The organism is Bradyrhizobium sp. SHOUNA76, from assembly GCF_023006445.1.
GTDB lineage: Bacteria > Pseudomonadota > Alphaproteobacteria > Rhizobiales > Xanthobacteraceae > Bradyrhizobium.
Genome location: NZ_JALBHA010000145.1, coordinates 1 through 12,382, shown reverse-complemented (window position 1 = coordinate 12,382; position 12,382 = coordinate 1). Strand labels below are relative to the sequence as shown.

Genomic DNA, 12,382 nt, shown 5'->3' with positions numbered 1-12,382 from the left:
CCCGCCGCCACTGCCGGGCTAGTCCCGACTCTCGTCCCCCGGACGCAGCGCAATGCGCCGCGCGTCGCGGCGTAGTGCGCTGCAGAGCCGGGGCCCATTTCTCAACATTGCGTCGTGCCGCCTTCTGGGTCCCGGCTCGCGCTACGCGCGTCCGGGACACGAGACTTATTTCTTCTTCCGGCCGTCCAGCGCCGTCTTGCAGGTCGCGCTGAGCTGGTCGCGCTTGTCGTTGAGGCAGGCAATGACCTTGCCGCCGCCGGGCGCGATGCCGGCGCAGAATTTGTCGTAATCTGCCTTGCACGCACCGCGCGGGTCGGACGATTGTGCCGACGCGAGCCCGGAGAACGCGACAGCGACGACGATAGCGGCAAAGTTCAACTTGGACATTGTATCTCCGGGTACGGAAGGCAGGAGCCGGTAGCTCTACATGAAGATCGCGACATTCAACATCAACAACATCAACCGCCGCCTGCCCAATCTCTTGGCATGGCTGCGCGCGGCGAAGCCCGATGTCGTCGCGCTTCAGGAATTGAAGGCAAGTGATGGCGAATTTCCGGCGGCCGCGATCGAAAAGGCCGGCTATGGCGCGGTGTGGTGTGGACAGAAGACCTGGAACGGGGTCGCCATCCTCGCCCGCAAGGCCGAGCCCGTTCTCACCCGCGACCGCTTGCCTGGACGGGCCGGTGATCACGAAGCCCGCTACATCGAGGCCGCCGTGCGCGGCATCATCGTGACCAGCATCTATCTGCCCAACGGCAATCCGCAGCCCGGACCGAAATTCGACTACAAGCTCGACTGGTTCGCGCGGCTCAGGCGCCACGCCAAGAGCTTCATCAAGCAGGATCTGCCAGTGGTGCTCGCGGGCGACTACAACGTCGCGCCGACGCCGATCGACATCTATCCGACGCGCTCATGGGACAAGGATGCACTGATCCAGCCGAAGAGCCGCGCGGCCTTTGCCTCACTGGTCGAACAAGGCTGGTGCGACGCGATCCGCGAGCTGCATCCGGCGCAGCGCATCTACACCTTCTGGGACTACAAGCGAAACCGCTGGCCGCGCGATGCGGGCCTGCGGCTCGATCATGTCCTGCTCAGCCCCGCCCTTGCCTCACGCCTCGTCAAAGCCGGCGTCGACAGAGACCTCCGCGGCGAGGACGGTGCCAGCGACCACGCGCCAGCGTGGGTGGTGTTGAAATAAACGAGGTGCCGTAGGGGCCGTAGGGTGGGCAAAGCGAAGCGTGCCCACCAAATTCGCTTACAGCGACAGATCGTGGGCACAGCGCAAGTGCGCCTTTGCCCACCCTACGCGCTAATCCACCCTACAGATCGCGCCGGATCACCGCCCGTAATATTCCTGCACCGTATCCCACGCCGCCTTCTGCAGCAGCTGCGTCGTCCCTGCGTCCAACCCGATGATGGCATAGGCATTGTCGACCGGCGAACGACCCGTCAGCGCGGCGAACGTCACGCATGCTGCGAGATACGTGCCCGCTGGACTCGGATGTCGCTTGTCCGGCGCGTAGAGATTGAGCTCCGGCTGGAGCTTGCGCACGCGCGCGAAGGCAAGTCCCGCTGGAATGACCAGCGCATCATTGGCATTGCCGGCGACCGTATAAGCTTCGGCCAGTTGCTCCGTCATCTCCGGTTTGTCGGCATAGGCCCAGGACATAAAAAACACCGGCCGCATGCCGTGGGCGCCGACGATCTCGCTGTCTTTCTTGGCGAAGGTCGTGAACGCGTCCTTCAATTGCGGATGGATCGGACATTGGCTGCAATCCATCATCACGACGGCGTCGTACTGCCGGCCAGGCTTGTTGAAGATGACGTTGTTCTGCTCGTCGAAGGAATAGGCGCCGAGGCCGCCCGGCCGCAGCAGATTGTCCATGTCGTGCCAATCGAGGCCGGAGCCACCGATGGTCACCATGGTGTTGCGATACACCGCCTTGTTGGCGGGATCGGCAGCCCGCTCCATGAAGGTGAGATGCCCGGGCATGCCGTTGTTATAGTAAAAGAAGCTGTTGCCGACGAACAGCGCGGCCTTGGGGAAATCCGGTCCGAGCGAAGTCACCTTCGGCTTCGTCTGCGCCTGGACATTGAAGCAGGCCGCAACGGCCAGACACATTGCGAACATCACTCGCGCAACGAGACGCATCATGGCATCCTCCCCTTTTTCCAAGGTCGGAACCAGATCAGCTTTTCAAAACAGCCTCAAGAGAGCACGAACGTGCAGCAGACATGCGCCCGGCTCACCACAGATTCCTGCCGTCGATGACGTTGACCGGCACGGCCTCCAGATCGAAATTGTCGAATAGGCGCGCATTCACGGCGACCTTGGGATTGTCGAAGTCGGGCTTGCCGGTCGACCAGTCCGGCGACTCCGAATAGGTGCCGCAGCCGCAATTCGCGCAGAAATGATGTTTGACGGTGCGGCTGCCCCAGAGATAGGTCGCGTCGTTGTCCGCAGGCGACAGCAGGCGGAACTGCGCCGGCGTGTAATAGGCCCACAGCGCGCCGCGCTTGGCGCAGAGCGTACAGGTGCAACGCGTCACGCTCGAAGGCGCCTCCGTCACCTCGAACACCGTCTCACCGCAATGACAGCTTGCCTCGATCGGCATGACCTACTCCCCGTTTGTCGAGTGATGGTCGTAGCCGGCCCCTGCTGCCAACATGCTGTCAGTAGCGGTGAGCATCGACAAGAATCGTGAAAACAACCCCATGCACAGTAGGCGCCCCCTGTCCGATCAATGACTTACAGGTCCCCCCGAACTTCCGATCCTCATCGAAGAGGTTCGCCGCCCTCGGGAGCAGCGAGAGCCCTTCAGGTCGCCCCTTCATCGGGAATGTTGAGAACGGTGCCACAGGCCTTGCAATGCACGGCGTCGGCATCGTGCCTCTGGAGCCCGCATGTGGGACACGGAAATCGCACCTTGTTGGGGCTGAGGAGTGCGCGGGCGAGATTGAAGAACAATGTGACGCCGAAAATCATGATCACGACTGTGATGAGACGACCAAGCGTGCCCGGCAGGGTGATGTCACCAAAGCCGGTCGTCGTCAGCGCCGTGACCGTGAAATAAAGCGCATCGGCATAATTCCGGATCTGTTCGTTGCGAAATTTCTGGGTCTCGTAAACGATCCCGGTCATGACGAATATGAAAACGGCGAGGTTCGTGACGGCGAAGATGACCTCTTCGTTGCGACGAAAGAACGGAGAATCGATGCGGAGCCTCACCAGCATCTGATAGTCGCGAAGCAGCCCCAACGTTCGCAGGATCCGGAGAAAGCCGCCCGCCTCGCCGGCTAGCGGTGCCAGGAAGGACACGATCGCAACCATGTCGGCCCACGTCGCGGGTTGAGTAAATTTTCGAAAGGGATGCCGATCGACGAGGAGCCGTGCCGAGAAATCAGCAAGTAGCGTTACGCCGAACAAGACATCGAGCGTCTCAACGATCTCGCTGGGCTGCAGGAAGGAGGTGGCGATGATGAACAGCACCGTCACGATATCGAAGGCGAGCAGAGCGTAGCGGAAGCGGACGCCGCTCGGCGTGGCGCCCTCGTAAAGGCGGCGGACGTTGCTTCTGAGAGACGCGAGGGTCACTGAATCATGATCGCGGTTTGCATGGATGATTGCAACTCGGACAGCGCGCCGCAAGATCGGACCAAGTCCTGCCACCCTCTGGCTGGAATAGGAACGCAGAACACGACGCGGCGTTCAGCTCTCTTTTGGGGGCTAATGCTCAACCCCGAGGAATGCCGGAAGCTCGCCGAGCAATATCGCGCGCGCACCAACGATGGAAGATCGGCGCCCCGCCTCGTCAATGTCCTTCTCAGCGTTTCCAATGCCTATCTCGCTCTGGCGGGCCAGCTGGAGCTCCTCGCGTCCGTAGAACGTCAGGGGAGCGCGAGGATGGCCGGTCGGGATTATGCCCTGAAGGCAACGAGCCAGCATCGCTGAGGGCAAACAGCCCTGGAATGTTGGCTGCCTCTCATTGACACGTTGATACAACTTGAGAGAGCATCTGGCGTTTTATTCATGCTTTTGGAGAATGCCAAGATGACTACTATCCACATGGACTCGTCCGTTAGCCAGACCATCACCCGCGCAGTTATGAACGGAGGAGTTCTGAATTGCACCAAGGCCAGCGACAAGGACGTTTACTCTCATTCGATATGGGCGACAGAGAGCAATATTCGGCAATTCACGATGCATGAAGGCGACAGTATCGTAGTTCCGCCCGGCTCAACTCTCACCGTCTGGATATTCCGAAAGCAGCCCGGACAATCGACCTGGAAGATGGAATTCGAACTCAAAGAAAAAGCCGCCTGAGGCTTTTCGCAGTGTCTACCGCTCTCGCAAGCCGCGAGAGCGGTAAGTCGTCGTGTCGAGAATGAACGTCTTCGTCGAGTAAGTGCTGCCGAGATCGGCGTGGAGATTCGAGCTCCGCCAACCAGCTTGCCGCGAGCGCCGCCTCGATGCCGCCGCCGACAACTGAGCCGCGATCATGCCGATGGCTCCTCGCAGAGCTGAGCGCAGGTGCGGACTGGTGATGTCGGTCGATGCGGCCATAGCGCACCGCCACCGGTGGTCCAGGGCGGGACCTGCGGCGTAGCAGACCCACGCCTTGAGAACCAAGCAACCGCAATTTTCCGACCGGGTTGGCAGCCGGGCCTCTTGACCCGCGTGGCTTGGTAAGCATACTGGTCTGACCAAAATCAGACCAAAGAGACAGGGATGGAACTCAGGCGGTCCACCGACGGCGAAAAAGGGTTCGAGAAGGTGTTCGCCTTCCTGCGCGAGCGCCTGCTTGCAGGCTCGCTGAAGCCGGGCGACCGCCTGATCTCGGAACGCGAACTCGCTACCCTGCTCGGCGTCAGCCGGCCGATCGTCCGCGAAGCGCTGCGCGCCCTTACCGTGCTCGGCATCGTCGAGATCCGCGACCGCATCGGCACGGTGGTCACGCGGCCTGACGTCTCGGTGCTGAACGACTTCTTCACCTTCGCGCTGGCCCAGCAGGCGGACATGCTCGACGACGTCATGCAGGCGCGCGTCGCGATCGAATGCCAGGCGATCCGGCTCGCCTGCGAGCGCGCCAACATTGCCGATTTCGAACGGCTGCAGCGCGCGCTGGCGAAGATCGGGGAGACGATCGACGAGGCAGATGCGGGCGGCATGGCCGACTTCGACTTCCATCGCGCCATCGTGGTTGCCTCGCATTCGGAGACGCTGACGGTCCTGCACGGTTCGTTGGCGGGCCTGTTGACGCATTCGCACCGCAGCCGCCGCGAGCTGGTGCAGGCCTTCCCGTCGATGAAGACCTATCTGATCGACGATCACCGGCGCATCTTCGAAGCGGTCGTTGCGCGCGATCCGGAGCGCGCGGATGCGACGCTACGCAAGCATTTTGCCATCGGCGACGAATACCGCAGACGCGCCGTCGTCGGCGACATCGACAAGTCCAGCGCCTCGGGCTGATCGCAGACTGCCAATCGCTCAAGAAGCCGATCAAACAAGAAACGGACTGATGACATGGGACGGAACGACAAGGGCAATGTCGGCTTCATCGGCATCGGCACGATGGGCCGGGAGATGGTGCGCAATCTGCTGGTGGCCGGCCACGCGGTCCGCGTCTTCGATCTAAACGAAGCCGCCCTGGCCGATAGCATCAGGGAAGGCGCGACGCGTGCCGAGAGCCCCGCCGATGCCGCGCGAGGCGCCGATATCGTCATCACCATGCTGCCCGATACGCCCCATGTCGAGGCGACCATTTACGGCGAGCACGGCCTCCTGAAATCCCCGCCTCCCGGCAAGCTCATCGTCGACATGAGCACGATCTCGCCGGTTGCCGTTCGCCGCATCCATGGCGACCTGCAAAAAGCCAGTGTCGGCTTCATCGACGCGCCGGTCTCCGGCGGCCCCGTGGGCGCCAAGAACGCTGCGCTCTCAATCATGGCCGGCGGCGATGCCGACGCCTTTGCCCAGGCCGAGCCGTTCTTCCGTGCGATGGGCACGACCATCACGCATGTCGGCGCGTCCGGCGCCGGCCAGACCGTCAAGCTCTGCAATCAGCTGATCTGCGGCATCAACATCCAGGCGATCTGCGAAGCGCTCGCGCTCGGCCGTGCCTCGGGCCTCGATCTCAATCTGCTGCGCCGCGTGCTGCTCGGTGGCTCCGCCGCCTCCTGGATGCTCGACAAGCTCGGCCCCGCGATGATCGCGGGCGACGTCTCGGCCGGCTTCCGCATCGATCTGCAGCTCAAGGACCTCCGCCTCGTGCAGGAGCACGCGCAGGCGCTGAGCGTGCCGCTCCCCGGCACCGCGCTTGTCACCAGCCAATATGTCGATGCGCGCGCACATGGCGAAGGCAGCAACGGCAACCAGGCCCTGTTCGGCGTGTACGACCGCATGACCAACCAGGTAACCGGCTGAGCCGACGGCAATGAGCCTCCAACTCGACTTTCCCGCAGTGCTGGAGCGCTGGCCGAATTTCCTGGCCGGCGCCGTCCTCACGCTGGAGCTTGCGGCCTTCGCGACGGTGCTCGGCGCCCTGCTCGGCACGCTCGCGGCGGTCGGGCGCGGCACACACAATTCGCTGATCGCGGGCGCCTGCAAGGCCTATGTCGAGACCATCCGCAACACGCCGCTGCTGGTGCAGATCTTCCTGGTCTATTTCGGTCTCGCCAGCCTCGGCTTGAAATTCTCCGCCTTTGCCGTGGCGGTGGCCGCGCTGACGATCAATGTCGGCGCCTACACCGCCGAGATCATGCGCGCGGGTTTCGAGGCGATCCCGCGCGGACAGATCGAGGCGGCCGAAGGGCTGGCGCTGTCGCGCCTCCAGATCTACTGGCACATCATCCTGCTGCCGGCGATCGAGAAGGTCTATCCGGCGCTGACCAGCCAGTTCGTGCTGCTGATGCTGGCCTCCTCGGTCTGCTCGCAGATCTCGGCGGAAGAGCTCACCGCGGTCGCCAACTACATCCAGTCGGACACTTATCGGGCGTTCGAGACCTACATCATCGTCGCCGTGCTCTACGTCATCTTGTCGCTGGCGATGCGCGCGGGCTTCTGGGGCCTCGGCCTCGTGCTGTTTCCGCGCCGTCGCCGGCTCGGCACGCCATTGTGAGATGACAATGGGCGGACATCTCAACATCAACCATCTGATGTTTTTGGGCCAGGGCGCGCTGTGGACCATTGGCCTGTCGATGATCGCGCTGATCGGCGGCGGCATCGTCGGCTTCGTGATCGCGCTCGCGCGGATTTCGCCGCTCAAATCCGTGCGGATCGCCAGTGCCGTCTATGTCCAGCTCATCCAGGGCACGCCGCTGCTCGTCATCCTGTTCCTCGGCTATTTTGGCCTTGCCGCGATCGGCCTCAAGGTCTCGCCGCTCGCTGCCGCTGGCGCCTCGCTGACGCTCTATGTCGCCGCCTATCTCGGCGAGATCTGGCGCGGCTGCATCCAGTCCGTGCCGAAGCCGCAATGGGAGGCCGCCGAGGGCCTCGCGCTGAGCCGGACGCAGCGCATGACGAAGGTGATCCTGCCGCAGGCGATCCGCATCGCGACGCCGCCGACCGTCGGCTTCATGGTGCAGATCATCAAGAACACCTCGCTGGCCTCCGTCGTCGGCTTCGTCGAGCTGATGCGCTCCGGCCAGATCGTCAACAACTCGCTGTTCGAGCCATTCGCCATCTACGCCATCATCGCCGTGACCTATTTCGCCATGTGCTATCCGCTGTCGCTGTTCAGCCAGAGGCTGGAACGGCGGATGGGGCGTGGCAGATCCAACCTGGCGCCAGCCTGACATGCAGCAGAACGCACCCTCCTCCGAACCGATCGTATCGCTCCACAACGTGCAGAAGAGCTTCGGCCCGCTCCGTGTGCTCGACGGCGTCTCGTTTGCCGTCGAACGCGGCGAGGTGCTGGCGCTGATCGGCCGCTCCGGTTCCGGCAAGAGCACGGCACTGCGCTGCATCGACCGCTTCGAGAAGGTCGACGGCGGCGAGATCGTCGTCTGCGGGCACCGTGTCGACCGTCCGGATGTGAACTTGCGCGCGCTGCGCCAGGATGTCGGCATCGTGTTCCAGAGCTACAATCTGTTTCCGCACCTCACGATCGAGCAGAACATCACGCTGGCCCCCTGCGCCGTGAAGGGCATCTCCGGCTCGCAGGCCAAGGACCTCGCGCGAAAAGTGCTGGCGCAGGTCGGGCTCGAGGAGAAGCTGCATGCCTATCCCGAACAGCTCTCCGGCGGCCAGCAGCAGCGCGCCGCGATCGCGCGCTCGCTGGCGATGCAGCCGAAAGTCATGCTGTTCGACGAGGTCACCTCCGCGCTCGACCCCGAACTCACCGGAGAAGTGCTGAAGGTGATCGAGCAATTGGCAGCCGATGGAATGACCATGGTGATGGTCACACACGAGATGGGCTTCGCCAGGGGCATCGCCGACCGGATCGTCTTCATGCATCGCGGCAAGGTCCACGAGACCGGGCCTGCCTCGATCCTGACGTCGCCGACGACGCCAGAGCTCACCCAATTCGTGGGTACTGGAAATCTAAAATCATAACAGGAGAGGAGAACTAGGGATGAGCAACAAGACATTGCTGGGGACAGCGGCCGCACTGTGCTGTTTCCTCATGGTGGCCGCCACGCCGGCATCGGCCGACCTGCTCGACGACATCATGAAAGCGAAGAAGATCCGCATTTCGACCGACCTCGCCATCCCGCCCTCGGGCATGATGGACAGCAGCATGAAGCCGACCGGCTCCGACGTCGAAGTGGCCCAGCTGCTCGCCAAGGACTGGGGGCTCGAGCTCGAGTTCATCCAGACCACGGGCGCGACCCGCATTCCCAATGTCCTGACCGGCAAGGCCGACATCATCATCTCCACCCTGTCGGTGACGCCTGAGCGCGCCAAGGTGATCGACTTCACCAAGCGCTACGCAACGCTTCAATCCGACATCGGTTGCCTGAAATCGCTCAACGTCAAGGACTGGCCTGACCTGAAGGACAAGGCGATCGGCGTCTCGCGCGGCACCACGCAGGACACAACCCTGTCCAATATGAAGGACAAGGAGCTGAAGATCGCCCGCTATGACGACGACGCTACGGAAGTGACGGCGGCCGTCTCCGGCCAGGTCGATTGTGTCGGCACCTCGGCGACGATCATCAACCAGATCGGTGTCAAGAATCCGGCCCGCGTCTTCGAGTCCAAAATTCCGCTGGCGACGTTCGACCTCGCCATCGGCCTCAAGAAGGGCGAGCAGCCTTTGATGGACAAGCTGAACGCCTGGATCACCGAGAACGTCAAAAACGGCAAGCTCAACGCAATCTACAAGAAATTCCACGGGGTCGAGCTGCCGCCCGACATGCGTAGCTGAACCAAGAGCCGTGACAGTCGCACGCGGCTGTCACGGTCAATGCAAGATCAAGAAGGACACCACATGCGTCTCGTCATCGGATCCGACCACGCCGGCTGGCCACTCAAGCAGACTGTCATCGATCACATCCGCAAGCTCGGCCACGACATCATCGACGTCGGCTCCTATGACGACAGGCCGGTGGATTTCCCCGACATCGCGCGGGCCGTGGCGCAGAAGGTCACATCGGGCGAAGCCGCACGCGGCATCATGGTGTGCGGCACCGGCGTCGGCGCCTCGATCGCCGCCAACAAGATGAAGGGCATCCGCGCCGCGGTCTGCCACGACGTCCATTCCGCCCATCAGAGCGTCGAGCATGACGACGTCAACGTCATGTGCATCGGCGCGCAGATCGTCGGCGCCTGGCTCGCGGTGGATCTGGTCTCGTCCTACCTCTCCGCCGAATTTTCCACCGACGAGGATTTCCGCCGCCGCGTCGAGAAGCTGCGCGTCATGGACGAACAAGGCTGACGGGCTCTCCATGATCCTGGTGTTCGGGTCGCTCAACATCGATCTGGTCGCAGAGGTCCCGATCATTCCGGTTCCTGGCCGGACGGTGCTCGCGCCGTCCTACCAGACGCATTTCGGCGGCAAGGGCGCCAATCAGGCCGTCGCCGCCGCGCGGATCGCGGGACCTAAACGCGTGCGCATGGCGGGCCGCGTCGGCCGGGACGGATTTGGTGAAAGCGCGATCGAGAACCTCCGGGCCAATGGCGTCGACGCCGATCTCGTCATCAGGACCGACGAGCCGACCGGCTGTGCGTTCATCACGGTCGATCAAGCCGGAGAGAACGCAATCACGGTGGCGAGCGGAGCCAACATGACTGCGAGCGCCGGAGATCTTGCTGCCGAGCTACTCCATTCCGGCATCGTGCTGGTGCTTCAGATGGAAGTGCCCTTTGCGCAGGCGCTGGAAGCTGCGCGCAGAGCCGCATCGGCCTCCGGCACCGTGATCTGGAATCTCGCGCCCGTGCCGGACAAGATGACCCGGGAGATGGTGACGGCGCTTCTCGCCGTCACCGATTATCTCCTGGTCAACGAGCACGAGGCGCTCGACGCGGCCGCCGCCATCGGCCTCGCTTTCGCCGACTACGAAGCTGCAGCCGCCGGGCTTGCCGGAGCGGGCAACCTCACCTGCATCGTTACTGCCGGTGCGCAAGGCGCGCTGGCCGTGACGGCCGACGGGACCCGCCAGCGCACCCCCGCTCCGCGCATTACGCCGGTGGATACGACCGGCGCCGGCGATACCTTTGTCGGCGCGTTTGCGGCCATGCTCGGCGAAGGCATGTCGCTGCAACGCGCGCTCGAGGTGAGCTGCGAAGCCGCCGCATTGAAATGCCTCAAAGCCGGCGCCCAGACCGGCATGCCGATGCGCAGTGCGATAGGTTCCCTCGCCTAGCACGGATCGCCCACATCGCTGGTCACGGCTAAACTCTCCCGATTCGTGGAGACTGCCCTTGGCCTTCCTCTTCGTCCTCACCGTCGGCCTCATCGCCGGCACCATCTCAGGCATCGTCGGCACGGGATCGTCGATCATGCTGATGCCGGTGCTGGTCTATGCCTATGGGCCGAAGGAGGCCGTGCCGATCATGGCGGTGGCCTCCGTCATGGCGAATTTTTCACGCATCCTGGCCTGGTGGCGCGAGGTCGACTGGCGGGCTTGCGCGGCCTATTCGGTGACGGGCATTCCGGCCGCAGCGCTCGGCGCGCGCACGCTGCTGGCGTTGCCCTCGCATGCCGTCGATCTTGCCATCGGCCTTTTCCTGATCGCGATGGTGCCAGTGCGGCACTTCCTGGCGCGGCACGACCTCAAAGCCAATCTCTGGCACCTCGCCGTCGGCGGCGCAATCATCGGCTATCTCACCGGCATCGTGGTCTCGACCGGCCCGCTCAGCGTGCCGCTATTCCTGTTCTATGGGCTCAGCAAGGGCGCCTTCCTCGCCACCGAAGCGGCCTCGTCGTTGGGGCTTTATCTCAGCAAGTCGGTGACGTTCGAACGCTTCGGGGCGCTGACTGCCGATGTCGCCCTGAAGGGATTGATCGCGGGTTCGTCGCTGATGGTTGGCGCCTTCGTCGCCAAGCGCTTCGTGCTGCACCTGAAGCCGGAGATGTTTCGCCTGCTGATGGACGGCATCATGCTGGCGGCCGGCTTGACGATGCTGTTGAACGCATTCTGACTGCCCCCTCCGAGACATACCGCCGAGCAAAGGACCCGCATGCGCAACGTTCCCATGATCGCCGCCGCCGGAATCGTCCTCTTCGCAACATCGCCAGTGTTCGCCGCGGAGCCGTTCGACGGCTTGTGGGCGTCGACGAAAAAGGATTGCCGGGACAATGACGGCCCGGACAGCAAGACGATGATCGACCTGGACAACGTGATCAAGGGCAAGCCGGCCCCGCTGGTCGATCGCTACGAAAACCACTGCCGCATCGACCGCAAGACGCCGGCCGGTAACGGCCTCGTGCTGTCCGCCACCTGCTTCGAGTTCTGGGACGATTACACCAAGGGCGTGAACGGCAGTAAGGTCACGATCAAGCTGGCGCCGGGCGCGAACGGCACGATCAAGATCGACGGGAAGTCCTACCTGCTTTGCAAGCGCAAGGACGAGTTGCAGAAAGCGCGGTAGCGAGGAACGCTTCGCACCCCCATCTCCGATCGTGCTAAGCACCTGCACAGGGCAACGACTCAACACATCCATGGCCAAGAACACCCTCTCCTTCGTCTGCCAGAACTGCGGCGCGGCCTATAACCGCTGGCAGGGCAAGTGCGAGTCCTGCGGCGAGTGGAATACGCTTGCCGAGGAGGACACCAGCGGCAGCGTGCCGGTGTCGATCCGCTCCAAGCGCAAGGGGCGAACGTTCGCGCTGGAGAGCCTCGCCGGAAAGAGCCCGGACGCGCCGCGCCTGTCCTCGGGAATGAGCGAGCTCGACCGCGTCACCGGCGGCGGCTTCGTCCGCGGCTCGGTGCTGCTGGT

General features: G+C 63.4%; 16 protein-coding genes and 2 pseudogenes. 14 read left to right on the top strand and 4 right to left on the bottom strand.

The window, feature by feature from the left end:
* Nucleotides 1-165: 165 nt before the first annotated feature.
* Nucleotides 166-387 (bottom strand): cysteine rich repeat-containing protein, encoded by a 222-nt coding sequence (locus tag MOV74_RS17245; protein ID WP_246924719.1) that lies wholly within the window; start codon nucleotides 385-387, stop codon nucleotides 166-168.
* Nucleotides 388-427: 40 nt separating this feature from the next.
* On the opposite strand from MOV74_RS17245, the gene MOV74_RS17240 reads away from it, so the two are divergent.
* On the top strand, nucleotides 428-1,198 hold the full coding sequence (locus MOV74_RS17240) for an exodeoxyribonuclease III (protein ID WP_246924717.1): 771 nt from the start codon (nucleotides 428-430) through the stop codon (nucleotides 1,196-1,198).
* A gap of 138 nt (nucleotides 1,199-1,336) precedes the next feature.
* On the opposite strand, the gene MOV74_RS17235 is transcribed toward MOV74_RS17240, so the two are convergent.
* The 3 genes from MOV74_RS17235 to MOV74_RS17225 form a co-directional block, all read right to left on the bottom strand.
* Nucleotides 1,337-2,155, bottom strand: a complete 819-nt coding sequence (locus MOV74_RS17235) for a DUF4886 domain-containing protein (RefSeq protein ID WP_246924715.1) — start codon at nucleotides 2,153-2,155, stop codon at nucleotides 1,337-1,339.
* 91 nt (nucleotides 2,156-2,246) lie between these two features.
* On the bottom strand, nucleotides 2,247-2,615 hold the full coding sequence (locus tag MOV74_RS17230) for a GFA family protein (RefSeq protein WP_246924713.1): 369 nt from the start codon (nucleotides 2,613-2,615) through the stop codon (nucleotides 2,247-2,249).
* 203 nt (nucleotides 2,616-2,818) lie between these two features.
* Entirely contained in the window at nucleotides 2,819-3,595 is a 777-nt protein-coding gene (locus MOV74_RS17225; RefSeq protein ID WP_246924711.1) for a potassium channel family protein, read from the bottom strand.
* 135 nt (nucleotides 3,596-3,730) lie between these two features.
* Between MOV74_RS17225 and MOV74_RS17220 the strand changes: the two genes are divergently transcribed.
* The 13 genes and pseudogenes from MOV74_RS17220 to MOV74_RS17160 all read left to right on the top strand — a co-directional run.
* A complete protein-coding gene (locus MOV74_RS17220; RefSeq protein WP_246924709.1) occupies nucleotides 3,731-3,952 on the top strand; it encodes a hypothetical protein in 222 nt (73 codons plus the stop codon).
* A gap of 99 nt (nucleotides 3,953-4,051) precedes the next feature.
* Nucleotides 4,052-4,324 (top strand): hypothetical protein, encoded by a 273-nt coding sequence (locus MOV74_RS17215; RefSeq protein WP_246924707.1) that lies wholly within the window; start codon nucleotides 4,052-4,054, stop codon nucleotides 4,322-4,324.
* Nucleotides 4,325-4,729: 405 nt separating this feature from the next.
* Entirely contained in the window at nucleotides 4,730-5,470 is a 741-nt protein-coding gene (locus tag MOV74_RS17210; RefSeq protein ID WP_246924704.1) for a FadR/GntR family transcriptional regulator, read from the top strand.
* Between the two features lie 51 nt (nucleotides 5,471-5,521).
* Nucleotides 5,522-6,424, top strand: a pseudogene (locus MOV74_RS17205) (NAD(P)-dependent oxidoreductase); the annotation flags it as partial.
* A gap of 10 nt (nucleotides 6,425-6,434) precedes the next feature.
* Complete coding sequence (locus MOV74_RS17200) at nucleotides 6,435-7,118, top strand: amino acid ABC transporter permease (protein ID WP_246924700.1); 684 nt, start codon at nucleotides 6,435-6,437, stop codon at nucleotides 7,116-7,118.
* A 7-nt stretch (nucleotides 7,119-7,125) separates the two neighbouring features.
* Complete coding sequence (locus tag MOV74_RS17195) at nucleotides 7,126-7,794, top strand: amino acid ABC transporter permease (protein ID WP_246924699.1); 669 nt, start codon at nucleotides 7,126-7,128, stop codon at nucleotides 7,792-7,794.
* A gap of 1 nt (nucleotide 7,795) precedes the next feature.
* Nucleotides 7,796-8,554, top strand: coding sequence for an amino acid ABC transporter ATP-binding protein (locus tag MOV74_RS17190; protein ID WP_246924721.1), 759 nt, complete (start codon nucleotides 7,796-7,798; stop codon nucleotides 8,552-8,554).
* Between the two features lie 19 nt (nucleotides 8,555-8,573).
* Nucleotides 8,574-9,368: a transporter substrate-binding domain-containing protein gene (locus MOV74_RS17185; protein ID WP_246924697.1), complete on the top strand. Its 795-nt coding sequence runs from the start codon at nucleotides 8,574-8,576 to the stop codon at nucleotides 9,366-9,368.
* A 63-nt stretch (nucleotides 9,369-9,431) separates the two neighbouring features.
* A complete protein-coding gene (gene rpiB / locus MOV74_RS17180; RefSeq protein ID WP_246924695.1) occupies nucleotides 9,432-9,878 on the top strand; it encodes a ribose 5-phosphate isomerase B in 447 nt (148 codons plus the stop codon).
* A gap of 10 nt (nucleotides 9,879-9,888) precedes the next feature.
* The gene (locus MOV74_RS17175) at nucleotides 9,889-10,806 is read left to right on the top strand and encodes a ribokinase (protein ID WP_246924693.1); all 918 of its coding nucleotides are present in this window, start codon (nucleotides 9,889-9,891) and stop codon (nucleotides 10,804-10,806) included.
* A 58-nt stretch (nucleotides 10,807-10,864) separates the two neighbouring features.
* Nucleotides 10,865-11,584 carry a sulfite exporter TauE/SafE family protein gene (locus MOV74_RS17170; protein ID WP_246924691.1) on the top strand — a complete coding sequence of 240 codons (720 nt, stop codon included), beginning with the start codon at nucleotides 10,865-10,867 and terminating at the stop codon, nucleotides 11,582-11,584.
* Nucleotides 11,585-11,638: 54 nt separating this feature from the next.
* The gene (locus tag MOV74_RS17165) at nucleotides 11,639-12,034 is read left to right on the top strand and encodes a hypothetical protein (protein ID WP_246924689.1); all 396 of its coding nucleotides are present in this window, start codon (nucleotides 11,639-11,641) and stop codon (nucleotides 12,032-12,034) included.
* 70 nt (nucleotides 12,035-12,104) lie between these two features.
* Nucleotides 12,105-12,382: pseudogene (locus tag MOV74_RS17160) on the top strand (DNA repair protein RadA); the annotation flags it as partial.